Raw genomic sequence first — 24,930 nt, 5'->3', positions numbered from 1 at the left:
AACAGGCGGCACAGATGACCGAGAACCAGAGCGCCGGTCCGTGGGAGCCGGGCAGCCAGTGGTACGACGGCGAGGCCGGACCACTCGTGCGCCCGTACGCGATGACGGGCGGGCGCACCCAGCCGGGTCCCACCGGGGTGCGCTTCGACCTGATCGCCCTCGTCACCCTCGACCCCGCGGCACCGGCGCTCGAGGACGCCGCGCTCGGCCCCGAGCACCGGACGCTGATCGAGCTGTGCCGCACGGAGACACAGTCCGTCGCCGAACTCGCGGCGGACGCCGACCTTCCCGTCGGCGTCGTCAGGGTGCTCCTCGGCGACCTCCTGGAACTCGGCTGCGTGGTCGTCAGCCGTCCCGTGCCGCCGGCCCACCTGCCCGACGAGCGGATTCTGCGCGAGGTCATCGCGGGGCTGCGAGCGCTGTAGATGAATGTTACGAAGCCGCCGTACGCCGCGCTGCGTCCCGATCCGTACGCGTTCCGCCTCCGACCGGACGCGAGTCAGTCACATCAGGTGCATTCCGGTCCGACGACCCGGAGGTGCAGCTTCGTTGTCATGATGCTGCCTTCGCGCCCGCAGCAGACGGACGCCGACCGCAGCCGGTCCTCCCGAGAGAAGTGATCATGGTCACCGAACACTGCGAAGCCGTCGGCGACGACGCCGCCCTGGCGCTGAAGATACTGGTCGCCGGTGGGTTCGGCGTGGGCAAGACGACCCTGGTCGGGGCCGTCAGCGAGATCCGGCCGCTGCGCACCGAGGAACTCCTCAGCGAGGCAGGGCAGCTGGTGGACGACACCGACGGCGTGGACCAGAAGGTCACCACCACCGTCGCCATGGACTTCGGTCGCATCACCATCCGCTCCGGCCTGTCCCTCTACCTCTTCGGCACACCGGGACAGGACCGCTTCTGGTTCCTCTGGGACGAGTTGTCCCAGGGCGCCCTCGGTGCCGTCGTCCTCGCGGACACCCGGCGCCTGGAGGACTGCTTCCCCGCGGTCGACTACTTCGAGCACCGGCACATCCCGTTCGTGGTGGCCGTCAACTGCTTCCCGGGCGCCCGCACCTACGGCGCTCACGACGTCTCACGTGCCCTCGACCTGGACGGCGGCACCCCCGTGGTGCTGTGCGACGCCCGTGACCGGGACTCCGGCAAGGAAGTCCTGATCCGGCTCGTCGAGTACGCCGGGCGGATGCACACCGCCCGGCTCCTGGACTCGGTCGGCTGACCGTGCCGCTCAGGCCGCCAGATCCTTCACGGCCACCACCTGGTCGACCGGGACCCGGACCAGCAGCTCACCCGGAACGCCGTTGCGGGCGCCGTACTCCTCGGCGCGGTCCTCACCCATGTACCGGGCGGCGATCCGGGTGGCCCAATGACGCAGCTCGTCCAGGTCCTCCGACAGCCGCGCCCGGCCGTTCAGCACCACGAAGTGGAACGGCGGCCGATCGTCGTCCACACACAGGGCGACCCGCCCGTCCCGGGCGAGATTGCGCCCCTTCACCGTGTCCTTGCCCGTGTTGAAGACCAGTTCGTCCCCCTCCAGGAGAAACCAGATCGGGGCCACATGTGGGCTCCCATCGGCGCGAACGGTGGACAGCTTGCCGGTCCGGGTGCCGTGCGAGACGAACGCCCGCCATTCCTCGTCGGTCATCTTCTGTGCCATGCGCCCATCCTGCTTGCCCGGACGCCGGAGGTGGGGAAGGCTGGCGAGGAGTTCCTCCAGCAAGGGGGAGACATCACACGGGGAGACGGAGATGGCGCAGAACCAGGGACTCGGCTGGCTCCTGGACGATCTGACCGAGCGAGTGGACGACGTGCGGCACGCGCTGGTCCTGTCGAACGACGGACTGGTCACGGGCGCGAGCACGGGCCTACGTCGTGAGGACGCCGAGCATCTGGCCGCCGTGGCATCAGGGCTGCACAGCCTGGCCAAGGGATCGGGCCGCCACTTCGGCGCCGGCAGGGTACGCCAGACCATGATCGAGTACGACGACGCGGTGCTGTTCGTGACCGCGGCCGGCACCGGCAGTTGCCTGTGTGTGCTCAGCGGCGCGGAGGCCGACATCGGCCAGATCGCCTACGAGATGACCCTGCTCGTCAATCGCGTCGGCGAGCACCTCGGCGTCGACGCCCGGCAACCCGAGCGCACCCCCCACGCAGACGCCTGACCTGTTGTCTCTCCTCGCGTCGCGGAGTTATCCACAGGCCCACCACGCCCTGGACGGAATTGGCTACGGTGTGTGCGCGGCGAACGCACAGGGCGTGAGCCAACGACTCCACGGGGGAGTACGACCATGTCGGCAAGCACCTTCAGCACGCCCCGGCCCACGACCTGCACCTCGAGCCACGCCGCCCGGGAACTGGGCCTCAAACGAGGCGAGTTCGACCTCGCCGTGCACCTCGGCCACATCCGGACCGTGCCCGACGAGGGCGGGGGAGGAGGTCGCAGGGTGGAGCGCGCGGAGATCGACCGCCTTCGCGCACAGGAGGGCTACCCGGACACTCTCCATGAGCGCGTGCGGGTGGTGGGCACCACGGAGGGCGCCGCGCTCATGGAGATCCCGGCCGGGCGGTTCACCCGCCTCGCCCGCCTGGGCCTGCTCGTGCCGGTGAAGTGGTACCTCAACCGCTACCGAGCCGTGGTCTGGCTGTATCTGGCCGAAGACCTGCGGAACTTCACCTCGGACACCAGGAACGCCCACCTGCTCAAGGGGCGTACGCCCGAGAACCTGCGAGGCCAACTGGAGGCCGGGACGGACCTGCGCGCCCGCAACTGGCGGGGACGCCACCTCGGGTTTCTGCTGAGGCAGGCAGAGGAGCCGTGGGTACGGGCCGGCGCCGTGGCAGCCTTCCTCTCGCCCGTCGAGATCGCCGACCTCGTCAAAGATCCGTACGACCGGGCCTATCTGAGCCGGTTCCGGCCGGCGCCACCCGGTCAGGGCACTCCGGGATCGCCTGCCGCGCACCTCGCCGAGCGGATCGCGACCGCGCAGGACGCGGACGAGATCGAGTGGCTCCGCAGCGAACTGGCCCATGTGCTCGAGGAAGCGCGCGCCCTCTCCCCGGCCCCACGCCCGGCCGCCCGTCGCGCCGCGCCGACCGTGCGAGCGGTTGCGCGGCCCATCCCGCCCATGGCCCGCACAGTCACACGGCCCATGGAGCCGACGGCGTCGGCGCAGTCGGAGCCCGGGGCGGAGCCGGCCGTGTCCCGGGCCCCCGAGCAGCCGCTGCTGCGACCGCCCGAGCCGGAGAGGGGGCCGGTGACGATGGTGTCCGGGGCGAACAGCGGACCGCTGTCAGGGGCGTCCGAGCCGAAGGGTGAGCCCGTGGTCCGAGCGTTCGAGTGGCACGGCACGCCGGCGATGCCGGCGGCCGCGCCGTCGCCGGCCGACTGGGGACACCGCCGGGTCGAGCAGGCCCCGACGCGGACCAACCGCGGATTGCGCGCCTGGCTGCGGCGCAGAAGCCCCCGGCCCGCGCGGGTCTGACCCGCCCGGCCGCAGGCCGGCCCTCGGCCCGCTACAGGGACCTGAACAGGCCCTCCTGGACAACCGAGACGAGCAGACGCCCCTGCAGGTCGTAGATGCGCCCACGGGCCAGGCCCCGGCCACCGGTGGCGATCGGCGACTCCTGGTCGTACAGGAACCACTCGTCCGCGCGGAACGGCCGGTGGAACCACATGGCGTGATCCAGGGAGGCCATGTCGAAGTTCCGCGGCCCCCACAACGGTTCGACCGGGATGCGGACCGCGTCCAGGAGGGTCATGTCACTGGCGTAGGTCAGCGCGCACGTGTGCACCAGCGGGTCGTCACCGAGCGGTCCGACCGCGCGCATCCACACGGCACTGCGCGGCTCGGCCCCCTTGATGTCCTCGGCGTTCCAGCGCAGCCGGTCGACATAGCGGATGTCGAAGGGCTGGCGGCGCGCCATCCGCTCCAACTGCTCCGGCAGCGCGCCCATGTGCTTGCGGATCTCCTCGGAGACCGTCGGCAGCGACTCCGGGTCCGGCACCTCACGGGCCGGCGGCAGCTGGTGCTCGAACGGTCCTTCCTCAGCCTTGTGAAAGGAGGCGGTCAGATTGAAGATCGTGCGGCCCTGCTGCACGGCCGTGACCCGGCGCGTGGTGAACGACAGGCCGTCGCGGACCCGCTCCACCTGGTACACGATGGGCACACCGGGGCGGCCCGGGCGCAGGAAGTACGCGTGCAGCGAGTGCACCGGGCGGTCGCCGTCCGTGGTGCGGCCGGCGGCGACCAGTGCCTGGCCCGCCACCTGGCCGCCGAAGACCCGCTGCAGCGACTCCTGCGGGCTTCGGCCACGGAAGATGTTGACCTCGATCTGTTCCAGGTCGAGCAGGTCGACCAGCCGCTCGGCCGGATTCGTCGTCATCGGTGGGATTCTCCTGGGCTCACAACTGGTCGACAAGGGTTCACAGCTGACCGACATCGGTGACGCGCACGACCGCGCGGCCCTCGGCGTCCGAGGCCGCGAGGTCGATCTCGGCGCTGATGCCCCAGTCGTGGTCTCCGTTCGGATCGTCGAAGATCTGGCGGACGCGCCAGGTGCCGTTCTCCGGCTCCTCGTTGATGACCAGCAGCTTGGGGCCGCGGGCGTTGGGACCGGTGCCGAGGTCGTCGTACTCGTCCCAGTACTTGTCCATCGCCTCGCCCCAGGCGCCGGCGTCCCAGCCGGACTCGGCGTCCATCTCGCCGAGCTCCTCGACCTGGTCGAGAGCGGCCAGTTCCACACGGCGGAACATGGCGTTGCGGACCAAGACCCGGAAGGCGCGCGCGTTGGTGGTGACCGGCTTGACCTCGTCGGCCTTCTCCTGGGCCTCCTCGGCGGTCATCTCCTCCGGGTTCGCGAGCTGCTCCCACTCGTCCAGCAGGCTGGAGTCCACCTGCCGCACCATCTCGCCGAGCCACTCGATCAGATCCTGCAGGTCCTCGGACTTGAGGTCGTCCGGGATGGTGTGGTCGAGGGTCTTGTAGGCGCTGGCCAGGTAGCGCAGCACGATGCCCTCGGTGCGAGCCAGCTCGTAGAAGGACACCAACTCCGTGAAGGACATCGCCCGTTCGTACATGTCCCGGATGACCGACTTCGGCGACAGCGGATGGTCCCCGACCCAGGGGTGGCTCTTGCGGTAGGTGTTGTACGCGTGGAAGAGCAGCTCCTCCAGCGGCTTCGGGTACGTGATGTCCTGGAGGCGCTCCATACGCTCCTCGTACTCGACGCCGTCGGCCTTCATCGCGGCGACGGCCTCGCCGCGCGCCTTGTTCTGCTGGGCGACGAGGATCTGCCGCGGGTCGTCCAGGGTCGACTCGACGACGGAGACCATGTCGAGGGCGTAGGACGGCGACTCGGGGTCGAGGAGTTCGAACGCGGCGAGCGCGAACGTGGACAGCGGCTGGTTGAGCGCGAAGTCCTGCTGAAGGTCCACCGTGAGCCGGACGATACGGCCCTCGGCGTCGGGCTTGTCGAGCTTCTCCACGATCCCGCCGTCGAGCAGCGACCGGTAGATGGCGATCGCCCGGCGGATGTGCCGGAGCTGCTGCCTGCGCGGCTCGTGGTTGTCCTCCAGGAGGTGGCGCATCGCCTCGAACGCGTTGCCCTGGCGGGCGATCACCGACAGCAGCATCGTGTGCGTCACCCGGAAACGCGAGGTCAGCGGCTCGGGTTCCGACTCGATCAGCTTCTGGAAGGTGTTCTCCGTCCAGCCGACAAAGCCCTCCGGCGCCTTCTTGCGCACCACCTTGCGCCGCTTCTTCGGGTCGTCGCCCGCCTTCGCCAGCGCCTTCTCGTTCTCGATGACATGCTCCGGCGCCTGCGCCACGACGAGCCCCGCCGTGTCGAAACCGGCCCGGCCGGCCCGGCCCGCGATCTGGTGGAACTCCCGGGCGCGCAGCGTGCGTACACGGCTGCCGTCGTACTTGGTGAGGGCGGTGAACAGCACCGTGCGGATGGGCACGTTGACGCCGACACCGAGCGTGTCCGTACCGCAGATGACCTTCAGCAGGCCCGCCTGGGCGAGCTTCTCCACCAGGCGCCGGTACTTGGGCAGCATGCCGGCGTGGTGGACGCCGATCCCGTGCCGTACGTAACGGGAGAGGTTGCGGCCGAACTTGGTGGTGAAGCGGAAGTTGCCGATCAGCTCGGCGATCTGGTCCTTCTCCTCGCGCGAGCACATGTTGATGCTCATCAGCGCCTGGGCCCGCTCCACGGCCTGCGCCTGCGTGAAGTGCACGATGTACACCGGGGCCTGCTTGGACTCCAGCAGGTCGGTGAGCGTCTCGGTGAGCGGGGTGAGCTGGTACTCGTAGGAGAGCGGCACCGGGCGGGTCGCCGAGCGGACCACCGACGTGGTGCGGCCGGTGCGGCGGGTGAGGTCCTTCTCGAAGAACGACACATCGCCCAAAGTGGCCGACATCAGGATGAACTGCGCCTGTGGGAGCTCCAGCAGCGGAATCTGCCAGGCCCAGCCGCGGTCGCCCTCGGCGTAGAAGTGGAACTCGTCCATGACGACCTGGCCGATGTCCGCGTCCTTGCCGTCGCGCAGCGCGATCGACGCCAGCACCTCGGCGGTGCAGCAGATCACGGGCGCGTCGGCGTTCACGGAGGCGTCACCGGTCAGCATGCCGACGTTCTCGGTGCCGAACAGCTTGCACAGCTCGAAGAACTTCTCCGACACCAGGGCCTTGATCGGGGCCGTGTAGAAGGTGACCTCGTCCCTGGCCAGCGCGGCGAAGTGGGCGCCCGCGGCGATCATGCTCTTGCCCGAGCCGGTGGGCGTCGAGACGATCACGTTCGCCCCGGAGACCACCTCGATCAGCGCCTCCTCCTGGTGGGGGTAGAGGGTGAGGCCGCGCTCCTGCGCCCACGACTCGAAGGCTTCGTACAGGGCGTCGGGGTCGGCGGTCGGCGGCAGCTGATCGATGAGGGTCACGCACCCATCTTGCCTGGCCTCGACCCCGAGAGGGGAATCGGCTGCGGGCAGGAAGATCACGGCCGCTACGCTGTGGCGCCGACGAGACGTCAGCGCACCAGGTCAACTGGACAGCGGCACACGAGGAATGGGGCGGGAAGCGGCCATGATGGGACCAGCACACTCACTGTCGGGGGCCGCGGCCTGGCTCGGCGTCGGAGCGGCAGCCGCCGCGGCAGGTCACCCGATGCCCTGGCCGGTCCTCCTCTGCGGCGCTCTGATCTGCGCCGGCGCCGCGCTCGCTCCGGACCTCGACCACAAGGCGGCCACGATCTCGCGGGCCTTCGGGCCGATCTCCCGCTGGATCTGCGAGATCGTGGACAAACTGTCGTACGCCGTCTACAAGGCGACCCGGATGAAGGGCGACCCGCGCCGTTCCGGAGGTCACCGTACGCTGACGCACACCTGGCTGTGGGCGGTCCTGATCGGCGCCGGCTGCTCGGCGGCGGCGATCGCGGGGGGCCGCTGGGCCGTGCTGGCGATCCTGTTCGTGCACATGGTGCTGGCGATCGAGGGGCTGCTGTGGCGGGCGGCACGCGGCTCCAGCAGCGATGTCCTGGTCTGGCTGCTGGCGGCGACCACCGCGTGGATCCTCGCGGGCGTCCTGGACAAGCCGGGCAACGGCTCCGACTGGCTGTTCACGGCACCGGGCCAGCAGTACCTGTGGCTGGGGCTGCCGATCGTGCTCGGCGCGCTGGTGCACGACATCGGGGACGCGCTGACGGTGTCCGGCTGCCCGATCCTGTGGCCGATCCCCCTGGGCCGCAAGCGCTGGTACCCCGTGGGGCCGCCGAAGGTGATGCGGTTCCGGGCCGGGAGCTGGGTGGAGCTGAAGGTGCTCATGCCGGTGTTCATGCTCCTCGGCGGCGTGGGCTGCGCGGCCGCCCTCAACGTCATCTGAGGCACCCCTCGCATCCAAGGCACCCCTTGCAACCGAGGCGCCCGGCACCTGGCCCGAGGTACCCCTGCCCGGGGCACCCCGCGGGATCAGGTCGCCCCGCCCGCCTCTGCTCCGCCGTACCGGCGTTCGAAGCGGGCGATACGGCCCTCGGTGTCGACCGTGCGGGCCTTGCCCGTGTAGAAGGGGTGGCTCTCCGAGGAGATCTCCACGTCGATCACCGGGTAGGTCTGGCCGTCGTCCCACTCGATGGTCTGGTCGCTCTGCGCGGTCGAGCGGGTCAGGAACGCGTATCCGGCGGCCCGGTCACGGAAGACCACGGGGTGGTAGTCGGGGTGCTTGTCCTGCTGCATGGCGGCTCCTCGTGCCGGGCGGTCGGGCAGGGCGTGGGCGGGTCGACCGGAGCCCGCGGGTCAGCCGGGCAGGGAGTCCTCGTCGACGATGTGCATCGCGGCCTCCTCGGCGGAGGCGGCGGCGCCGTCGATGCCGACGTCGTTGGCCACGAGGGCGGCCTCCTCGTCCTCGTGTGCTCCCTCGTCCGGGGCCACCAGCCGGCCGGAGCGGAGGTTGCCGACCTCGTTGTCGAGGAGTTCCCCGTCGGTGTCGCGGTCACCGATGTCGTCGCCGTCGCGGGCGACGAGGTCGGGCTGCTCCTCGGCGAGCCGCTGGTCGAGGGTCTCGCCCGCCTGACGTTCGGCCGCCGTCACCCCTGTGTGCTCCACCGCCCAAGGGCGCTCGGGCGGGGACCAGCCACGGTCGAGCGGGTCCGAGACGCCGTCGAAATCCAATGTGTCCTCGACGTCGAGCACCCCCGAGTCCTCCCGGATCTCCGAGGGATCGGGCTGGTAGACGTCGTCCCCCCAGCCGTCGACGCTGTCCACGAGTACCTCCAGGTGGTGAGGACGGCCATGTGCCACCACTACGGGCAGCGGGCCGCCGGCACGCGTGGCGCGAGGTTCACGCGCCGCGAACCGGATGGTTCCGGGGCGTTCCCCACACCGGTGCCGTTCTCCAGACTTCCACCCCTGCTCGGGACTGCGCAACGGCACGAGCCCCGGTCAGTGCCCACGCCCGAGAACCGGCACCGGTCATACCTCACAGCGCGCCCGCTCGCCGTGTTTCGGCTGCCCGAGGTGCCGGCCGGGGCGACTCCGCACCTGCCCGCTGTGACCTGGCTTGGTGCAGCGTCGGCAGACCCTGGCGGGCGCTCGCTCGCCGTGGCCCGGCTGCCCGAGGTGCCGGAAGGCGCGGCTGCTGACCTGGCCGCCCTGACCCGGCGGGCCCAGGCGCCGGCGGTGGTCCCCGCCGCGCGCCCGCCCGCGGCGGACGGGCCGTCCCGAGAACCGACAGCCGTGGTCACGGCATCCGGCGGTGCGCACCCGGTCACGGTCGGCAGCGCCGCCGCGATCGCGGGGACCGGCCTTGCCCGCAGTTGCTGCGTCTCGGTAGCGGTCGCCCGCGTCCTCGCCGGAGCGTCAGCCGTGCCACGACCGCCACAGCGCCGCGTACGCGCCGTCCGCCGCGACCAGCTCGTGATGGCTGCCCAGCTCGCTGATGCGGCCGTCCTCCACGACGGCGATCACGTCCGCGTCATGGGCGGTGTGCAGGCGGTGGGCGATGGCGACCACGGTGCGGCCGTCCAGCACGCGGGCCAGGGAGCGTTCCAGATGCCGGGCCGCGCGCGGGTCCAGCAGCGAGGTCGCCTCGTCCAGGACCAACGTGTGCGGATCGGCGAGCACCAGCCTGGCCAGCGCGATCTGCTGGGCCTGCGCCGGGGTCAGCGCAAGACCGCCGGAGCCGACCTCGCTGTCCAGGCCGTCGTCCAGTGCCCGTGCCCAGCCGTCCGCGTCGACCGCGCCCAGCGCCTCCCACAGCTCGGCGTCTGTCGCATCGGTGCGGGCCAGCAGAAGGTTGTCGCGCAGGGAGCCGACGAAGACGTGGTGTTCCTGGTTGACCAGGGCGACGTGCGACCGGACACGTTCCGCGGGCATCCGAGACAGCTCTGCGTCACCCAGGGTGATCCGGCCGTCGCGGGGTGCGTAGATCCCGGCGAGCAGCCTGCCCAGGGTGGACTTGCCCGCGCCCGAGGGGCCGACCAGGGCCAGCCGCGTGCCCGGGGCGACCTCCAGGGACACCTTGCGCAGCACGTCGACGCCCTCGCGGTAGCCGAAGTGCACCCGGTCGGCCCGCACGTCCCGCCCGTCCGGCGCCAGCGAGGCGTCCCCGGCGTCCGGCTCGATGTCCCGCACACCGACCAGGCGGGCCAGCGACACCTGGGCGACCTGCACCTCGTCGTACCAGCGCAGGATCAGGTTCACCGGGTCGACGAGCATCTGCGCGACGAGGGCCCCCGTGGTCAGCTGACCCACCCCGATCCAGCCGCTAAGGACGAACGCCCCGCCGACCATCAGTACCGAGCCGAGCACGATGATGTGCACGGCGTTGATGACCGGGAAGAGCACGGACCGCAGCCACAGCGTGTACCGCTCCCAGGCGGTCCACTCCTTGATCCGCCGCTCCGACAGGGCGACGCGGCGGGCGCCGAGCCGGTGCGCCTCGACGGTGTGGCCCGCGTCCACCGTCTCGGCGAGCGCGGCGGCGACGGCCGCGTATCCGGCGGCCTCGGACCGGTAGCCGGAGGGCGCCCGCTTGAAGTACCAGCGGCACCCGGCCACCAGCACCGGTACGGCGAGCAGCACCGCGGCAGCCAGCGGCGGAGCCGTCACGACGAGCCCGCCGAGCAGCAGCAGGGCCCACACGACACCGATCGCCAGCTGCGGCACGGCTTCGCGCATCGCGTTGGCCAGCCGGTCGATGTCGGTGGTGATGCGGGAGAGCAGATCGCCCGTCCCCGCCCGTTCCAGCACGCCCGGCGGCAGCCCGACCGACCGGACGAGGAAGTCCTCGCGCAGGTCGGCCAGCATCCGTTCGCCGAGCACCGCGCCCCGCAGCCGTACCTGCCGGGTGAACACGGACTGCACCACCAGCGCGAGCACGAACAGCCCGGCGGCCAGGCCCAGATGAAGCTCCTGGGACCGGTCGGACATGCGCTCGACCAGGCCGCCGAGCAGGTACGGACCCACCATGGAGGCGATCACGGCCACCGTGTTGACGCCGATGAGCAGCAGGAACGCCCGGCGGTGCCGGCGGAACAGCTCGGCGACATAGGCGCGCACGGTCGCGGCCGCGCCGACGGGCAGGGTGGTGGCGGTCGTCGGGGCCGCCGGGTCGTACGTCGGTGGCGCAACGCCGATCATGCGCTCTCCTCGATCTCTTCCAGCTCCGGGCGTCCGCCCACCAGGGCGGCCTCGTCTGTTGCGGCCAGTTCGTCGTCCGTCTCCCGGGTGACCACGGCCCGGTATCGCGGCTCGCCGTCGACCAGTTCGCGGTGCACACCGACCGCCACGACCTCGCCCTCGTGGACCAGGACGACCCGGTCCGCGCGGTCGAGCAGCAGCGGCGAGGAGGTGAACACCACGGTCGTGCGTCCCGAGCGCAGCCGGCGCAGTCCGTCCGCGATCCGTGCCTCGGTGTGCGAGTCGACCGCGGAGGTCGGCTCGTCCAGCACCAGCACCTCGGGGTCGGTGACCAGTGACCGGGCCAGGGCGAGCCGCTGGCGCTGGCCGCCGGACAGGGATCGTCCGCGCTCGGTGATGCGGGCGTCCATCGGGTCGGCGGCGTCCAGGGATCCCTGGACGAGCGCGTCGAGGACGTCGTCGCACTGCGCCGCGGCCAGCGCGTCCGCGGCGCGTACGGCTCCCGAGGCGGGCACGTCGAGCAGCTCGCGCAGCGTGCCGGACAGCAGTACCGGATCCTTGTCCTGGACGAGAACGGCGGTGCGCGCGCTGTCCAGGGGGAGGTCGTCCAGGGCGATCCCGCCGAGCAGGACCGACCGGCCCGGCTCGGTGGGGTGGCCGCCCAGCCGCTCCGCGAGCCTGCCCGCCGCGTCCGGATCGCCGCAGACCACGGCGGTGAGACGGCCGGCGGGAGCGAGCAGACCGGTGCCGGGGTCGTACAGGTCTCCGCCCGGCACCTCCGCCTCGAGGGTGCCCTCGGTGGCCGTGGACCGCTGCAGCGACAGCACGCGGGCCGCGCGTTTGGCCGAGGGGCGGGAGAACGAGTAGGCCATCGCGATCTCTTCGAAATGGCGCAACGGATAATTCAGGATCATCACGGCGCTGTAGACGGTGACGAGTTCGCCGACGGTGATCCGGCCCTGGCGGGCCAGGTGGATGCCGTGCCAGACGACGGCGATGAGCAGCAGCCCGGGCAGCAGTACCTGGACGGAGGAGATCAGCGACCACATCCGGGCGCTGCGCACCGCGGCGTGCCGTACCTCCTGCGAGGCGCGGCGGTAGCGGTCGAGGAACAGCTCCTCGCCGCCGATGCCGCGCAGCACCCGCAGCCCGGCGACCGTGTCCGAGGCCAGCTCGGTGGCCCGGCCCGCCTTCTCGCGCTGCACATCGGCGCGGCGCGTCGCCCGGGGCAGCAGCGGCAGCACCGCGAGCGCCACGACCGGCAGCCCGACGGCGACGACCACGCCCAGAGCGGGCTGGTAGACGAGGAGGCCGACACAGACCACCACGACCGTCAGCGCGGCCGCGGTGAACCGGGAGACCGCCTCGACGAACCAGCCGATCTTCTCGACGTCGCCAGTGGAGACCGCCACCACCTCGCCGGCGGCGACCCGCCGGGTCAGGGCGGAGCCCAGCTGGGCCGCCTTGCGCGCCAGCAGTTGCTGGACGCGGGCGGCGGCCGTGATCCAGTTGGTGACGGCGGTCCGGTGCAGGAAGGTGTCGCCGATGGCGATGCCCGTGCCGCACAGCAGCATCAGACCGCCCGTCAGGGCGAGCCGGATACCGGAGCGGTCGACGACCGCCTGGACGGCCAGGCCGACACAGAAGGGCAGGGCGGAGACGGAGACGAAGTGCAGCAGGCCCCAGGCGAGCGACCTCAGCTGCCCGCCCAGCTGGTTCCGTCCGAGCCACCACAGGAATCGGGGGCCCGAACGTGCGTCCGGGACGCCCGGATCGGAGTACGGAAGGTCTTGAATCTGCATGACGATCCAGTGGCTCGTGTCAGGAGGGAAGGGATGACAAGGGGATGGGGTGAAGTGGGGAGGCGGCGAAAAGCGGTGACAAGCCGTGAAAGGTTCGCGTCGCCCGGTGGTGAATTTCAAACGGTTTTCCCGACGGAGCAGCGAAGTCCACCTGCTTCCGGCCACTGACCACCGGGACCGGCCTCGGACGGGGTCGAGGCTGACGGTTTTCACCGGGCAGGTGGTTGGCCGGTCGAACGGGGACATTCGGCCGTCACCCGAATGTCCGGAAGATCGAACAATCAACCGTTACGTGGTGCAACGATGGTCGCGTGCGGATCCACAGTGTGCGGCGAATGACGGTCGCGGCGACGGCCTTTGGAACTCTCCTGGCGACTCTGTCGGCGTGCGGCACCCACGCCGCCGGCCCGGCCCGCGCCGGCGGGGCGACGGGCTCCCGCGGCCAGGCCGGGCCGAGCCCGACGGTGTCCACCGCGGTGTCGACCGCCCCCACGACCGACCCGACCCGCATCCCGGGCATCGGTGACCGGCTGGCCCGGCGGATCCCCCATGACTCCAGCCAGGTCGTCGCGGTGTACGGCGAGGGCGAGGACTTAGCCGACTCCACGGTCGTGCTCTACACACGGGAGGGTTCGGAGTGGCGGCCGGTGGCCGGCTGGCCGGCGCACAACGGCCGGAACGGCTGGACCACGGACCATCACATGGGCGACGAGCGCAGTCCTGTCGGCGTGTTCGGTCTCTCCGGCGCGGGAGGTGTGCTCGACGACCCGGGCACCCTGCTGCCGTACGACCAGGACGCGGCCGCCTACGCGCCGCCGAACGACTGGGACGAGGCGCACCAGCACGACTTCGACTACGTCATCGCCATCGACTACAACCGTCTCCCGGGCACCCCGCCGCACGACGGCACGCGCCCCGAGGGCGACGACAAGGGCGGCGGCATCTGGCTGCATCTCGACCACGGCGACGGCACATCCGCGTGCGTCAGCGTGTCCAAGGACGCCATGGAGTTCCTGCTGCGCACTCTCGACCCGGCCCGGCATCCGGCCATGGTGATGGGCGACCGGGCGGCACTGCGCGCCTGAAGGACCGGCGCGGACGCCGGCCGGCGGCCAGGAGCGGGGCCAAGCCCGATCCGGGCAGCCGCATGCATGAAGTGCGGCTCGGCGCCGGCATGCCCGGCACCCGATCACGCCGTTCTCCCTGAGGCGTCATTGCGGGCCGGCCCCGACTGGCCGTAGAACACCGGCCATGAGAAGACGGATAGTCATGTCCATGCTTGCCGGAGCGACCCTCCTGGCGAGCGCGTTCTTCGGTACCGGCGCCGCTGCCGCCCAAGCGGCCGACACCCCGGCCGAGTTCGGAACGGACTGGCACGACCCGGTCACTGCGGCACCGCCCGTCGAGCGGCCGCACAGCAAGTCGTGCCAGGTCACGCTAGCCGACGCCCAGTTCCGCGACTTCACGCCGTACCGGGGCGCGTACACCCCGCCCCAGGGCTGCGGCGACCACTGGAGCAAGGTGGTCCTGCGACTCGACGGCAAGGTGAAGGGCCGTCAGTACGACCGCCTCGGCTATCTGCACGTCGGCGGGGTCGAGATCCTCCGCACCTCCACCCCGGAGCCCTCGCCCGACGGCATCGAATGGCACGTCCAGAAGGATGTCACCCGCTACAGCGACACCTTCCGCAGCCCGCAGGACGTCGAGATGCTGATCGGCAACGTCGTGAACGACACCTACACCGGCGTCATCGACGTACACGTGACCCTGACCTTCTACGCGGGCCACCCCATGCGGCAGACCCCCGACCGCGTGCTCACCCTCGCCGACACGCCCGACGGCACGACCCTCACCACCCCGCGCAACAGCGAGCGGATCGTCGCCGAGGTCTACGCGACCGGTTCGGGCGGCGGCTGCGAGGAGTTCTGGTACCTGACCGTGGCCGACCCGGCGTCGTACTCCTGCAAGGCCGATCACGGCCCGTACCGCGAGGTGCAGATCAAGGTCGACGGCCAACTCGCCGGAATCGCCGCGCCGTTCCCGAACGTCTGGACCGGCGGCTGGTCCAACCCCTTCCTCTGGTACGTCGTTCCGGCGCCGGGCGCCTTCGACGTCCGGCCGATCGAATACGACCTCACACCCTTCGCCGGCCTGCTCGATGACGGGCGTCCGCACCGCGTCGAGGTCTCCGTCGTCGGCGTGCCCGCGGGGCAGTCGGGCTGGAGCGCACCGGTGAACGTCCTCGTCTGGCAGGACGCGCACCGCGCCCACGTCACGGGGGCGCTCACCGGGAACAAGGCGACGGACATCGCCAACTCCTCCACGTACACGCCCGGTTCGGAGAACCACGTGAACACCGAGGCAGGACACCGGCTCACTGTGTCCGGATATCTCGAGACCTCGCACGGCCGTGTGACCACCACCGTCACCCGGACGCTCGCCAACACCTCCGTCCACCGCTGGACCGACGGCGAGAACACGGACGGACTGGACGCGACGTGGTCCGACGACCAGACGGTCACCGTCGGCGGTCACGGCGCCGCGCGGACGACGCACACCGACCGGACGTACACCATGAACGGCGCGACGACCATCGGCGCGGACGACCGGCTGCACACCGTGCTGACGCTCGGCGACCGCGCGTCGGTCGTGGAACTTCGGGACGGCCGACGCACCGCGTGGTCGCGGCTCGACGACACCTACAGCGGCGACGCTGCATACACGATCAACGTCCCGCGCGACCAGCGGCGCGCTGTGGGCACATCGAACGAGCGCTACCGGCTGTACGGCTCCGACGGCTGCTACGACCGTTCGCTGACCACGATTCAGGGAGCGCTGACGGAGGATCGCGAGCGCTGCTGAGCACGGCGATGTGGACTGCGCCACCCGCGGGGTGATGTACACGGCTGTGACACGGGTGTCTCCGCTCAAGGAGTGCCCGTGCCGCAGCCCGTACCGTCCCTGCCGCGACGCGTCGCACGCATACTGCGCACCTTCCTCTTCGCGCAGATCGCCTGCGCACTCGTGCCCGGCATCGTCGTCGGGAAGGCCGCCCTGATCAGGTTGGTGGTGACCCACAAGGAGTCCATGATCCGGTCGACGCCGAGCAGGAGGGCGACCGCTCCGGCGGGGATGACACCCAGCGAGGTCGCGGTCGCGGACAGTGCGAGGAGGCCGAACCGGGCATGCCCGCCATGCCCTTGCGCTTCGCGGTCTTCCGCTGGGAGGGCGTGCTGGACACCGTGTGGGCGAAGAAGGTGTCGGACGGGGAGACCGCGTTCGCACCCGACGAGGGGGCGGAGCCGGAGCCCGGCGCTCCCGGTGCGCCGGGTTCAGCAGCGCTGGCCGCCGTCCCCCTCGATGAGTGTGTCCAGCAGCACGCCGAGCACCTGACGTTCTTTCTCCGTCAGCGGAGCGAGGATCTCCTCGGCCGCCGAGCGGCGTGCGCCGCGCAGCTCGCGCAGGGTCGTACGCCCGTCGTCCGTCAGCTCGATCCGGGTCACTCGCCGGTTCGCCGGATCCGGCACCCGCCGTACCTTCCCGCTCGCCTCCAGCCCGTCGACCAGCGTCGTCACCGCGCGCGGCACCACCTCCAGGCGCTCGGCGAGGTCGGCCATGCGCGGGGGCGAGGCGTAGTGCGCGAGGGTGCGCAGCAGCCGGGACTGGGCCGGGGTGACGCCCAGGTCGTGCCGTTCCAGATGGCGTTTCTGGATGCGGTGCACCCGGCGGGTCAGCCGCAGCAACTGCTCGGCGAGCAGGCCGTCGGGATCGGGGGTGGTCATGCGGGAACAATATCAGGATGCCGTTCATTGTGAGTATAGGTAACAATGAGCTGCGACCCGTTCGTCATCGCCGGCCGACCCCGACCGGCGCCCGTACACCTCCGTAGGAGCCCATGCATCCCGATCGAGAACCGTCCTGGACCCCGCCTGCCGACGCCAAGGAACAGCCCCGGCAGGTGCGCCGCATCCTGAAGCTCTTCCGTCCCTACCGCGGGCGCCTCGCGATCGTCGGCCTGCTGGTCGGCGCCGCCTCGCTGGTCTCGGTGGCCACGCCGTTCCTGCTCAAGGAGACGCTGGACGTCGCCATCCCCCAGGGCCGCACCGGCCTGCTCAGCCTGCTCGCGCTCGGCATGATCCTCAGTGCCGTCCTCTCCAGCGTCTTCGGTGTGCTCCAGACGCTGATCTCGACCACCGTGGGCCAGCGCGTCATGCACGACCTGCGCACCGCCGTCTACGGCCGGCTGCAGCGCATGTCGCTCGCCTTCTTCACGCGCACGCGTACCGGCGAGGTGCAGTCCCGGATCGCCAACGACATCGGCGGCATGCAGGCCACCGTCACCTCGACCGCCACCTCGCTGGTGTCCAACGTCACCAGCGTCGTCGCCACGATCGTCGCGATGATCGCCCTCGACTGGCGGCTCACGATCGTCTCGCTGCTTCTGCTGCCGGTGTTCGTGTGGATCAGTCGCCGCGTCGGCAACGAACGCAAGAAGATCACCACACAGCGGCAGAAGCAGATGGCCGCGATGGCGGCCACCGTCACCGAGTCGCTCTCGGTCAGCGGCATCCTGCTCGGCCGCACGATGGGCCGCTCCGACTCGCTCACCGCGTCCTTCGCCGAGGAGTCCGAGAGCTTGGTCGACCTGGAAGTGAAGTCGAACATGGCCGGGCGCTGGCGCATGGCCGTGATCACGATCGTCATGGCTGCGATGCCGGCCGTCATCTACTGGACGGCAGGCCTGGCCCTGCAGTTCGGCGGCCCCAAGGTCTCGCTCGGCACCATTGTCGCCTTCGTCTCGCTCCAGCAGGGTCTGTTCCGGCCCGCCGTGAGCCTGCTCGCCACGGGTGTCCAGATCCAGACCTCCCTCGCCCTCTTCCAGCGCATCTTCGAGTATCTGGACCTGCCCATCGACATCACCGAGCGTGAGCTGCCCGTCCACCTGGACCAGGTCAAGGGCGAAGTCCGCTTCGAGGACGTCGAGTTCCGCTACGACAACGACGACAGGACCCGCCCCGTCCTCGACGGCGTCGACGTCACCGTGCCCGCGGGCGGCAGCCTCGCCGTCGTCGGCCCGACCGGCGCCGGTAAGTCCACGCTCGGCTATCTGGTGCCCCGCCTCTACGACGTCACCGGCGGCCGCGTCACCATCGACGGCGTCGACGTCCGGGACCTCGACTTCGACACCCTCGCCCGCGCGGTCGGCGTCGTCTCGCAGGAGACGTACCTCTTCCACGCCTCGGTCGCCGACAACCTGCGCTTCGCCAAGCCGGACGCCACGGACGAGGAACTGCGGGCGGCGGCCGGAGCGGCGCAGATCCACGACCACATAGCCGCGCTGCCCGACGGCTACAACACGGTCGTCGGCGAACGCGGCCACCGCTTCTCCGGCGGTGAGAAGCAGCGCCTCGCGATCGCCCGCACCATCCTGCGCGATCCGCCGGTCCTCATCCTCGACGAGGCCACCAGCGCGCTCGACACCCGTACGGAGGCCGCCGTCCAGGAGGCGATCGACGCCCTGTCGGCCGACCGGACGACGATCACCATCGCCCACCGCCTGTCCACGATCCGCGGCGCCGACCAGATCGTGGTCCTCGACTCCGGACGGGTCGCCGAACGCGGCAGCCATGAGGAACTGCTGGAACTGGACGGGCGGTACGCCGCACTGGTGCGCCGGGACGCGCAACTGGAACCGACGAGCTGAACGCGGCCGAGCCGAACGCGCCGTAACCGATGCGCTGACGCTCCGAACCGACAGACCGAATATATGCCGGGTTTGTGATGGTATGCGTATTACCGTTCCCGCATGCAGACGAACAATCCGCCACGGAGCATGATTCGACTGACACGCCGGGGCAAACTCGTCCTCGTCGTGGCCGGCGCCGTCGTGGCCGGTACCGCCGTGGCGGTGCCGCTGCTGACGCTGGACAGCGGACCCGAGCAGACACTGACCGCCGCACTGGTCGTCCCGGAGGGCTGGCGCGCGAGCCAGGTGTACCAAGCGATCGACAAAGCCCTCCAACTGCCTTCCGGAAGCACGCGACAGTCCGTCAAGAAGGCCGGTCTGAAGCTGCCGGGCGACGCCGCGGGCAACCCGGAAGGCTATCTCTTTCCGGCTACATATCCCCTCCACCGGGGAGCGACGCCCGAGTCCGTGCTGCGCTTCATGGTCGACACCGCCGACAGCAAGTTCAACGCGGCGCCGCTCGCGGCCGGGGCGCAGCGCAACGCGATGAACGTCTATCAGACCGTCACCATCGCCAGCATCGTCCAGGCCGAGGCCGCGACGAAGGCGGACATGAGAAAGGTCGCCCGGGTCGTGTTCAACCGTCTCAAGCGCGGAATGCCGCTGCAGATGGACTCGACGATCAACTACGCGCTGCGCCGCAGCACCGTCAACACCAGTCAGGACGACACACGCATCGAGAGTCCCTACAACTCCTACCAGCGCATGGGCCTGCCGCCCACACCGATCGACAACCCCGGCGAGGAGGCGATGCGCGCAGCGCTCAACCCGGCGCCGGGCGACTGGCTGTACTTCGTCACGGTCAAGCCGGGAGACACCCGCTTCACCTCCGACTACAGGACGCACTTGCGCAACGTGGCGGAGTTCAACTCCCTCCACCAGGGCACGGGTCAGGCACAGAGCCCGAGCCAGAGTCCGGCCTCCCCGCGGCCCTCGGTCGGCTGAGCCGGCGGGACGTCACGCGGCGACCGGCTGTTCCTCGGCCAGCAGTCGCCTGATGTCCCGGACGGCCGCGCGGCCCGCCCGGTTCGCGCCGATGGTGCTGGCCGACGGGCCGTAGCCGACGAGATGGACGCGTGGATCGGCCACCGCCCGGGTGCCCTCGACCCGGATCCCGCCGCCCGGCTCGCGCAGCCGCAGCGGACGGAGATGGTCCAGCGCGGCGCGGAACCCCGTCGCCCAGAGGATCACATCGGCGCTGACGTGCCGACCGTCGTCCCACTCCACGCCGTCCGGGGTGATCCGGTCGAACATCGGCTGCCGGTCCAGGACCCCGTCCGCGAGCCCCTGCCGGACGGCGTCGTTGAGGGGCAGCCCGGTGACCGAGACCACACTGCGCGGGGGCAGCCCCTGGCGCACCCGATCCTCCACCAGCGCGACGGCCGAGCGGCCCGCCTCCTGGTCGAACGGCCCCTCGCGGAACACCGGGGGGCGCCGAGTGACCCAGGTGGTCGCGGCCGCGTACGGGGCCAGCTCCAGCAGGTGCTGGGTGCCCGAGGCGCCGCCGCCCACGACCACGACGCGCTGTCCGGCGAACTCCTCCGGTCCGGCGTACTGCGCGGTGTGCAACTGCCGCCCGCGGAAGGTCTCCTGACCGGGATAGCGCGGCCAGAACGGCCGGTCCCACGTGCCGGTCGCATTGATCAGGGCACGCGTCGACCAGGTACCGTCCGAGGTCTCCACGAGCAGCCGCCCCCCGTCGCCTTCCCGTACCGCCCGCACGTCCACAGGCCGTCGCACGCGCAGGTCGAAGGTGCGCTCGTACCGGTCGAAGTACTCACCGATCACCTCCGCCGAGGGCCGCGCGGGATCGGCGTCCGTCAGCTCCATGCCGGGCAGCGCATGCATCCCGTGCACCTTGCCGTACGTCAGCGAGGGCCACCGGAACTGCCAGGCGCCGCCCGGCGCGGGGGAGTGGTCGAGGACCACGAAGTCGCGGTCCGGCTCGAAACCGGTGCGCCGCAGATGGTAGGCGCTGGACAGCCCGGCCTGACCAGCGCCGATGACGACGACCTCGACCTCATGCGATTCGTTCACGCTTCTCCCAACCGGGATCCGGGCGTGGATCTTCCCGGGAGCCGGCCCGAGCGATCCTGGACCGGGCCTGGTGGAGCCGGCTGGGCACCGTCCCGATGGTGCTGAAGTGGCGCAGCGTCAGCACCAGCCGTAGCTGCGGGGGCAGTTCTCCCGCGGCATACCGGATCCAGCCACGCATCGCGTGCTGCTCGATGAGCCGGCCTCGCCGACCTGGGTCCTATGGGTGAGTCCCTTGTCCGTGGGTGGGTCGAGGGGCACTGTCTCTGAACGCCTGCGCGGCGATGTGTCCTCGTGGGCGCTGCCCACGAGGAAGGCGTAGGCGGGGCGGGTCACGGGTTCGGCAGGGGGTGGGGAGAGTCGGGCCAGAAGCAGGCGGCGCTGCCGTTGCGGGCCGCCGCGGGCGGGCAGATGCGCACCCCCCGGTGCGCGGCGGCGAGTGCGCAGGGGACCGTGGTCCGACCGCAGCCTGCGGCGACCAGGTGGATCTCGACGGGCGGCCGGCCGCCCGTCGATGCCAGAAACCAGGCCCTCAACGGGCTCCTGAACCGGAGGCGGCGAGCAGGGCGTGGACGGCGGCGCGCACTTGGTCGGCGACCACCTCGGGGGTGGAGGCGTCGAGCTTCCCGTCGAGGTGCAGGAACGCCAGGCCGTGGACGAGCGCCCAGACGGCGGTCGCCAGGGCGTCGGGGCCGGTGGCGTCCGGGAAGGCGCGCCGGACGAGAGCGGTGACGTACTCGGAGACGGCGGCTGTGGCGGTGGCGCGGTCGTCGTTGCCGGGGTCGCAGGGTTCCGCGAACATCACCCGGAACAGCGCCGGGTGTTCGAGTGCGAACCTGACGTAGGCGATGGCGACGGCCGCGAGGTCGTCGGGCGCCGAGGGCGAGGGGTGCGCCGTAGTCAGGTGCCCGGCGAGTTCGCGGTAGCCCTCCGTGGCGACCGCCGAGACGAGCGCGTCGCGGTCCGCGTAATGGCGGTAGGGAGCGGTGGGGGAGACGCCGGCGCGTCGTGCCACCGCCCGCAGCGAGAGCCCGCCGCTGCCGCTCTCCTCCAGCAGCTCGCTCGCAGCGCGCAGGCACGCGGCCCGCAGGTCGCCGTGATGGTACGGGCCACTGGACTTGGGCATGGGACACCTCGAAAGTTGACGCTGCTTACATTGTCGCCCTAATGTGAGCGGTGCGCACATTGTATCGGTGACGAGGAGGTCCCGGGGTGTCGAGAGAGCTGTTCTCGCCGCTGTTGCTGCGGTCCGGGCCGGTGTTGGGCAACCGGATCGCGAAGGCGGCCATGGAGGAAGGATTGGCCGGGGTCGGGCAGGTGCCGGACGGGCGGCTGTGGTCCCTGTACCGGCGTTGGGGCGCGGGCGGAGCCGGTCTGTTGATCACTGGCAACGTCATGGTCCACGCCGAGGCGCTCACCGGCCCGGGAGGCATCGTCCTCGACGCCGCCGCACCGCTGGAGCCGTTCGTGGAGTGGGCGAAGGCCGGCAAGGCGGGCGGCGCAGCGATGTGGATGCAGATCAACCACCCGGGCCGCCAGGTCCAGGCGAACATGCCCGGCGTGGTGTGGGGGCCGTCCGCGGTGGGCGTGGACCTGGGCAGGCACAGCGGTCGGTTCGGCCGTCCGGCCGCCATGACGCCGGAGCAGATCGAGGCCACGGTCGATCGGTTCGCGGTGACCGCGGCACGCGCTGAAGAAGCGGGGTTCGACGGTGTGGAGATCCATGCCGCGCACGGCTATCTGCTGTCACAGTTCCTGTCGCCGCTCGTCAACAAGCGCGCCGACGAGTGGGGCGGCCCACTGGAGAACCGCGCTCGGATGCTGCTCGATGTCGTACGGGCGGTGCGGGCGAGGGTGTCTGCCTCGTTCGCGGTCGCGGTGAAGCTCAACTCCGCCGATTTCCAGCGCGGCGGGTTCGACGTCGACGACGCCCGGCGGGTGATCGCGATGCTCGAACCGCTCGGCGTCGACCTGGTGGAGCTGTCGGGTGGCAGTTACGAGAGCCCGGCGATGTCCGGCCGGCCCGCCGACGCGCGCACCCAGGCTCGCGAGGCCTACTTCCTGGACATGGCGACGGACCTGGTCGCCGGCAGCCCGGTCCCGCTCATGCTGACCGGTGGCATCACGCGGCGGGAGACGGCCGAGCGGGTGCTCGCGGGCGGGGTCGAGCTCATCGGCATCGGCACCGCACTGGCCGCCACGCCGGACCTGCCCGCCCGCTGGCGACAAGGCCGGGAAGCGGACGGGCGGCTCCGACCGGTGACCTGGTCGGACAAGATCCTCGCCTCGGCGGCCGGCATGGCGCTGGTGCGCCACCAGATGCGCCGGATGGCTCGCGGAGCCGAACCCGCGCTGGGCACCCGTCCGGTTGCCGCGCTCATCTCCGACCAACTGGTGCAGCGCCGTGCGCTGCGCCGCTACCGCTCGTGGCTGCCGGCGTCCGCCCCGAGCTGATCGGTGAGGACGGCGGATCAGCCGCGCTCGCCCCGCCGAACGTGGGGGAGGGCCGGAGGCGCCACGACACAGGCTCGCCGTTGCTCGCCGCCGAGCGCGCGCTGGATCCGGCCGAACCCGATGGTGCGCTGCTTCCGATCCTGCTCGCCCCTGTGCCGGGTGACCGCCGGCGCGACATCGAACAGGCACCGGCCAAGCCGGTACCGCCATGCGCCGATCTCCGTGCGCGCCGGTGAGGCTGCTACCGGCATTCATTCTCGCAGTGCACCGGTGTTCACGCCGGTGGTGAAGCGGATCGGAAGCCGGCGACGCGGGGCGTCGCCGAATCGTTCCAGCGGAGCTGGATCCGGCTGATCCGTCCCGGCTGTCAGTGACTGCTGTCAGCGTCCCGATCATGCAGCTTCGGTATGCCTTCCGCCTGGACCCGACACCGGGTCAGCGCGCCGCGATGACCCGGGCGTTCGGGTGCGCGCGGGTGGTGTACAACGACGCGATCGCGGCGCGGGAGCGGGCGCGGGCGGCGGGCGCGGCGTTCCCCACCGTGGCCGTGCTGTCGAAGACGCTCGTCACCGAGGCGAAGAAGACCCGCGAGCGGCACTGGCTGGCGGAGGTGTCGGCGGTTGTGCCGCAACAGGCGCTGCGGGACGCGGAGAGCGCGTACTGGAACTTCTTCGCCTCCCTGAAGGGAGCCCGGAAAGGAGGGTAGGGGGCACCTCGTTTCAAGTCCCGCAAGGATGAAAGGGCAGTCGGTCCGGTTCACCGCGAACGCGCGCTGGAGGATCACCGAGACCGCAAGGCTGTTGCTGCCGAAGATCGGCGAGGTGCGGGTGCGCTGGTCGCGGGCTCTTTCCTCGATCCCCTCCAGTGTCACCGTGATCCGGGACGCGGCGGGGCGGTTCTTCGCCTCCTTCGTCATCGAGACCGATCCGGAGCAGGACCGAACCCGCTTCAGCGAGCCGGACTGCGACCGCGCCCTCGGCATCGACCTGGGCCTAACCCACTTCGCGGTCCTGTCCGACGGCACGAAGACCGGCTCCCCGCGGTTTTTGCGCCGGGCCGAGAAGAAACTCAACAAGGCCCAGCGGGAGCTGTCCCGCAAGCAGAAAGGATCCAAGAACCGGGCCAAGGCTCGCCGGAAAGTCGCCCGCGCCCACACGCAGGTAGCTGACGCGCGCCGCGAGCTCCATCGCCAGTTGTCCACGAGGCTGATCCGCGAGAATCAAGCGGTTGCGGTGGAGGACCTGGCGGTCGTAGGACTGGCGCGCACCCGGCTGGCCAAAAGCGTGCACGACGCGGGCTGGTCCCAGTTCGTGAGCATGCTGGAATACGAGGCGAAGCGGTACGGCCGGACCTTCGTGAAGGCCGGCCGGTTCGAGCCCACCAGCCAGGTGTGCTCCACCTGCGGCCACCGCGACGGACCCAGACCCCTCAACGTGCGGGAGTGGACCTGCGCGGCCTGCGGCACTCTCCACGACCGCGACCACAACGCCGCGAAGAACATCAAGGCCGCCGGACTGGCGGTGACAGCCTGCGGAGCGCCGGTAAGACCAGAACCCCTTCTGGCACAGCGCGACGAAACAGGAAGCCACGGAAGCCCGCCCGATGTCCGTGCCGCGTAGCGGCACAGCACCGAGCGAGCAGGCCAGAATCTCCCTCCTTCAGGACCCCGTTGCTGATCTCTCATTTCGAGGGGTGGGTGAGGAGGCGGGATAAGTGGGTGGTGCGGGTGCGCTCGGGGCGGTGGCCTTGCTTCCAGG

General features: G+C 71.0%; 22 protein-coding genes and 3 pseudogenes. 13 read left to right on the top strand and 12 right to left on the bottom strand.

Features of this window, described 5'->3' with window-relative positions; translation table 11 throughout:
• Nucleotides 1–14 precede the first annotated feature (14 nt).
• Together AB0M27_RS32525 and AB0M27_RS32520 are read left to right on the top strand one after the other, a co-directional pair.
• Entirely contained in the window at nucleotides 15–425 is a 411-nt protein-coding gene (locus tag AB0M27_RS32525; protein WP_365727075.1) for a DUF742 domain-containing protein, read from the top strand.
• A gap of 197 nt (nucleotides 426–622) precedes the next feature.
• Nucleotides 623–1,225: an ATP/GTP-binding protein gene (locus AB0M27_RS32520; RefSeq protein WP_365727073.1), complete on the top strand. Its 603-nt coding sequence runs from the start codon at nucleotides 623–625 to the stop codon at nucleotides 1,223–1,225.
• Between the two features lie 9 nt (nucleotides 1,226–1,234).
• Here the strand turns inward: AB0M27_RS32520 and AB0M27_RS32515 are convergent, their stop codons facing one another.
• Nucleotides 1,235–1,663, bottom strand: coding sequence for a PPOX class F420-dependent oxidoreductase (locus AB0M27_RS32515; RefSeq protein ID WP_365727072.1), 429 nt, complete (start codon nucleotides 1,661–1,663; stop codon nucleotides 1,235–1,237).
• Between the two features lie 91 nt (nucleotides 1,664–1,754).
• On the opposite strand from AB0M27_RS32515, the gene AB0M27_RS32510 reads away from it, so the two are divergent.
• The 3 genes and pseudogenes from AB0M27_RS32510 (at nucleotide 1,755) to AB0M27_RS32500 (ending at nucleotide 3,488) form a co-directional block, all read left to right on the top strand.
• Nucleotides 1,755–2,168, top strand: a complete 414-nt coding sequence (locus tag AB0M27_RS32510; protein WP_365727071.1) for a roadblock/LC7 domain-containing protein — start codon at nucleotides 1,755–1,757, stop codon at nucleotides 2,166–2,168.
• Nucleotides 2,169–2,294: 126 nt separating this feature from the next.
• A pseudogene (locus AB0M27_RS32505) lies at nucleotides 2,295–3,264 on the top strand (DUF6397 family protein).
• A 62-nt stretch (nucleotides 3,265–3,326) separates the two neighbouring features.
• Entirely contained in the window at nucleotides 3,327–3,488 is a 162-nt protein-coding gene (locus tag AB0M27_RS32500) for a hypothetical protein (protein ID WP_365727069.1), read from the top strand.
• A 31-nt stretch (nucleotides 3,489–3,519) separates the two neighbouring features.
• On the opposite strand, the gene AB0M27_RS32495 is transcribed toward AB0M27_RS32500, so the two are convergent.
• Nucleotides 3,520–4,389, bottom strand: coding sequence for an acyl-CoA thioesterase II (locus tag AB0M27_RS32495; protein WP_365727068.1), 870 nt, complete (start codon nucleotides 4,387–4,389; stop codon nucleotides 3,520–3,522).
• Nucleotides 4,390–4,429: 40 nt separating this feature from the next.
• Nucleotides 4,430–6,943: a DUF3516 domain-containing protein gene (locus tag AB0M27_RS32490; protein WP_365727066.1), complete on the bottom strand. Its 2,514-nt coding sequence runs from the start codon at nucleotides 6,941–6,943 to the stop codon at nucleotides 4,430–4,432.
• Nucleotides 6,944–7,088: 145 nt separating this feature from the next.
• Here AB0M27_RS32490 and AB0M27_RS32485 point away from each other — a divergent pair, with 145 nt between their 5' ends.
• Nucleotides 7,089–7,883, top strand: a complete 795-nt coding sequence (locus tag AB0M27_RS32485; RefSeq protein ID WP_351804534.1) for a metal-dependent hydrolase — start codon at nucleotides 7,089–7,091, stop codon at nucleotides 7,881–7,883.
• 86 nt (nucleotides 7,884–7,969) lie between these two features.
• Here the strand turns inward: AB0M27_RS32485 and AB0M27_RS32480 are convergent, their stop codons facing one another.
• The 4 genes from AB0M27_RS32480 to AB0M27_RS32465 form a co-directional block, all read right to left on the bottom strand.
• Nucleotides 7,970–8,233, bottom strand: a complete 264-nt coding sequence (locus AB0M27_RS32480) for a type B 50S ribosomal protein L31 (protein WP_365727063.1) — start codon at nucleotides 8,231–8,233, stop codon at nucleotides 7,970–7,972.
• Nucleotides 8,234–8,293: 60 nt separating this feature from the next.
• On the bottom strand, nucleotides 8,294–8,761 hold the full coding sequence (locus AB0M27_RS32475; protein WP_351804538.1) for a DUF5709 domain-containing protein: 468 nt from the start codon (nucleotides 8,759–8,761) through the stop codon (nucleotides 8,294–8,296).
• A 594-nt stretch (nucleotides 8,762–9,355) separates the two neighbouring features.
• Complete coding sequence (locus AB0M27_RS32470) at nucleotides 9,356–11,137, bottom strand: ABC transporter ATP-binding protein (RefSeq protein ID WP_365727061.1); 1,782 nt, start codon at nucleotides 11,135–11,137, stop codon at nucleotides 9,356–9,358.
• Nucleotides 11,134–12,939 (bottom strand): ABC transporter ATP-binding protein, encoded by a 1,806-nt coding sequence (locus tag AB0M27_RS32465; protein ID WP_365727059.1) that lies wholly within the window; start codon nucleotides 12,937–12,939, stop codon nucleotides 11,134–11,136. Before AB0M27_RS32465 ends, AB0M27_RS32470 begins: the two co-directional genes overlap by 4 nt.
• A 335-nt stretch (nucleotides 12,940–13,274) precedes the next feature.
• On the opposite strand from AB0M27_RS32465, the gene AB0M27_RS32460 reads away from it, so the two are divergent.
• Together AB0M27_RS32460 and AB0M27_RS32455 are read left to right on the top strand one after the other, a co-directional pair.
• Nucleotides 13,275–14,024: a L,D-transpeptidase family protein gene (locus tag AB0M27_RS32460; RefSeq protein WP_365727119.1), complete on the top strand. Its 750-nt coding sequence runs from the start codon at nucleotides 13,275–13,277 to the stop codon at nucleotides 14,022–14,024.
• Between the two features lie 166 nt (nucleotides 14,025–14,190).
• Nucleotides 14,191–15,801, top strand: coding sequence for a peptide-N4-asparagine amidase (locus AB0M27_RS32455; protein WP_365727057.1), 1,611 nt, complete (start codon nucleotides 14,191–14,193; stop codon nucleotides 15,799–15,801).
• A gap of 194 nt (nucleotides 15,802–15,995) precedes the next feature.
• Here AB0M27_RS32455 and AB0M27_RS32450 read toward each other — a convergent pair.
• Together AB0M27_RS32450 and AB0M27_RS32445 are read right to left on the bottom strand one after the other, a co-directional pair.
• Nucleotides 15,996–16,141 (bottom strand): annotated as a pseudogene (locus AB0M27_RS32450) (cation:dicarboxylase symporter family transporter); the annotation flags it as partial.
• Nucleotides 16,142–16,271: 130 nt separating this feature from the next.
• Nucleotides 16,272–16,721 (bottom strand): MarR family transcriptional regulator, encoded by a 450-nt coding sequence (locus tag AB0M27_RS32445; RefSeq protein WP_365727055.1) that lies wholly within the window; start codon nucleotides 16,719–16,721, stop codon nucleotides 16,272–16,274.
• Between the two features lie 113 nt (nucleotides 16,722–16,834).
• Here AB0M27_RS32445 and AB0M27_RS32440 point away from each other — a divergent pair, with 113 nt between their 5' ends.
• Together AB0M27_RS32440 and mltG are read left to right on the top strand one after the other, a co-directional pair.
• Nucleotides 16,835–18,643 carry an ABC transporter ATP-binding protein gene (locus AB0M27_RS32440; protein ID WP_365727053.1) on the top strand — a complete coding sequence of 603 codons (1,809 nt, stop codon included), beginning with the start codon at nucleotides 16,835–16,837 and terminating at the stop codon, nucleotides 18,641–18,643.
• Nucleotides 18,644–18,745: 102 nt separating this feature from the next.
• Nucleotides 18,746–19,630 carry an endolytic transglycosylase MltG gene (mltG, locus tag AB0M27_RS32435; RefSeq protein ID WP_365727052.1) on the top strand — a complete coding sequence of 295 codons (885 nt, stop codon included), beginning with the start codon at nucleotides 18,746–18,748 and terminating at the stop codon, nucleotides 19,628–19,630.
• A 12-nt stretch (nucleotides 19,631–19,642) separates the two neighbouring features.
• Here mltG and AB0M27_RS32430 read toward each other — a convergent pair whose 3' ends face one another.
• The 3 genes from AB0M27_RS32430 to AB0M27_RS32420 all read right to left on the bottom strand — a co-directional run bounded on the left by AB0M27_RS32430 (nucleotide 19,643) and on the right by AB0M27_RS32420 (nucleotide 21,845).
• Nucleotides 19,643–20,722 (bottom strand): NAD(P)-binding domain-containing protein, encoded by a 1,080-nt coding sequence (locus AB0M27_RS32430; RefSeq protein WP_365727051.1) that lies wholly within the window; start codon nucleotides 20,720–20,722, stop codon nucleotides 19,643–19,645.
• Nucleotides 20,723–21,051: 329 nt separating this feature from the next.
• A complete protein-coding gene (locus AB0M27_RS32425; protein ID WP_365727049.1) occupies nucleotides 21,052–21,255 on the bottom strand; it encodes a hypothetical protein in 204 nt (67 codons plus the stop codon).
• On the bottom strand, nucleotides 21,252–21,845 hold the full coding sequence (locus tag AB0M27_RS32420) for a TetR/AcrR family transcriptional regulator (RefSeq protein ID WP_365727048.1): 594 nt from the start codon (nucleotides 21,843–21,845) through the stop codon (nucleotides 21,252–21,254). The genes AB0M27_RS32425 and AB0M27_RS32420 overlap by 4 nt, the downstream gene beginning before the upstream one ends.
• An 86-nt stretch (nucleotides 21,846–21,931) precedes the next feature.
• Here AB0M27_RS32420 and AB0M27_RS32415 point away from each other — a divergent pair, with 86 nt between their 5' ends.
• The 3 genes and pseudogenes from AB0M27_RS32415 (at nucleotide 21,932) to AB0M27_RS32405 (ending at nucleotide 24,792) form a co-directional block, all read left to right on the top strand.
• Nucleotides 21,932–23,173 (top strand): NADH:flavin oxidoreductase/NADH oxidase family protein, encoded by a 1,242-nt coding sequence (locus AB0M27_RS32415; protein ID WP_365727046.1) that lies wholly within the window; start codon nucleotides 21,932–21,934, stop codon nucleotides 23,171–23,173.
• Entirely contained in the window at nucleotides 23,146–23,409 is a 264-nt protein-coding gene (locus AB0M27_RS32410) for a hypothetical protein (protein WP_365727044.1), read from the top strand. The genes AB0M27_RS32415 and AB0M27_RS32410 overlap by 28 nt, the downstream gene beginning before the upstream one ends.
• A 158-nt stretch (nucleotides 23,410–23,567) precedes the next feature.
• Nucleotides 23,568–24,792, top strand: a pseudogene (locus AB0M27_RS32405) (RNA-guided endonuclease TnpB family protein).
• The last annotated feature ends 138 nt before the right edge of the window (nucleotides 24,793–24,930 follow it).

Origin of the sequence: Streptomyces sp. NPDC052107 (assembly GCF_040680215.1) — a bacterium.
Classification (GTDB): Bacteria; Actinomycetota; Actinomycetes; order Streptomycetales; family Streptomycetaceae; genus Streptomyces.
This window is presented reverse-complemented; position numbering and strand designations above follow the sequence as displayed.

Bases quoted from the DNA above. Each gene is read 5' to 3' on its own strand.
- AB0M27_RS32525 (WP_365727075.1), top strand. From the start codon at position 15: ATGACCGAGAACCAGAGCGCCGGTCCGTGGGAGCCGGGCAGCCAGTGG.
- AB0M27_RS32455 (WP_365727057.1), top strand. From the start codon at position 14,191: ATGAGAAGACGGATAGTCATGTCCATGCTTGCCGGAGCGACCCTCCTG.
- AB0M27_RS32420 (WP_365727048.1), bottom strand. From the start codon at position 21,845: ATGCCCAAGTCCAGTGGCCCGTACCATCACGGCGACCTGCGGGCCGCG.
- AB0M27_RS32515 (WP_365727072.1), bottom strand. From the start codon at position 1,663: ATGGCACAGAAGATGACCGACGAGGAATGGCGGGCGTTCGTCTCGCAC.
- AB0M27_RS32445 (WP_365727055.1), bottom strand. From the start codon at position 16,721: ATGACCACCCCCGATCCCGACGGCCTGCTCGCCGAGCAGTTGCTGCGG.
- AB0M27_RS32495 (WP_365727068.1), bottom strand. From the start codon at position 4,389: ATGACGACGAATCCGGCCGAGCGGCTGGTCGACCTGCTCGACCTGGAA.
- AB0M27_RS32485 (WP_351804534.1), top strand. From the start codon at position 7,089: ATGATGGGACCAGCACACTCACTGTCGGGGGCCGCGGCCTGGCTCGGC.
- AB0M27_RS32460 (WP_365727119.1), top strand. From the start codon at position 13,275: ATGACGGTCGCGGCGACGGCCTTTGGAACTCTCCTGGCGACTCTGTCG.
- AB0M27_RS32440 (WP_365727053.1), top strand. From the start codon at position 16,835: ATGCATCCCGATCGAGAACCGTCCTGGACCCCGCCTGCCGACGCCAAG.
- AB0M27_RS32465 (WP_365727059.1), bottom strand. From the start codon at position 12,939: ATGCAGATTCAAGACCTTCCGTACTCCGATCCGGGCGTCCCGGACGCA.
- AB0M27_RS32510 (WP_365727071.1), top strand. From the start codon at position 1,755: ATGGCGCAGAACCAGGGACTCGGCTGGCTCCTGGACGATCTGACCGAG.
- mltG (WP_365727052.1), top strand. From the start codon at position 18,746: ATGCAGACGAACAATCCGCCACGGAGCATGATTCGACTGACACGCCGG.
- AB0M27_RS32480 (WP_365727063.1), bottom strand. From the start codon at position 8,233: ATGCAGCAGGACAAGCACCCCGACTACCACCCCGTGGTCTTCCGTGAC.
- AB0M27_RS32470 (WP_365727061.1), bottom strand. From the start codon at position 11,137: ATGATCGGCGTTGCGCCACCGACGTACGACCCGGCGGCCCCGACGACC.
- AB0M27_RS32520 (WP_365727073.1), top strand. From the start codon at position 623: ATGGTCACCGAACACTGCGAAGCCGTCGGCGACGACGCCGCCCTGGCG.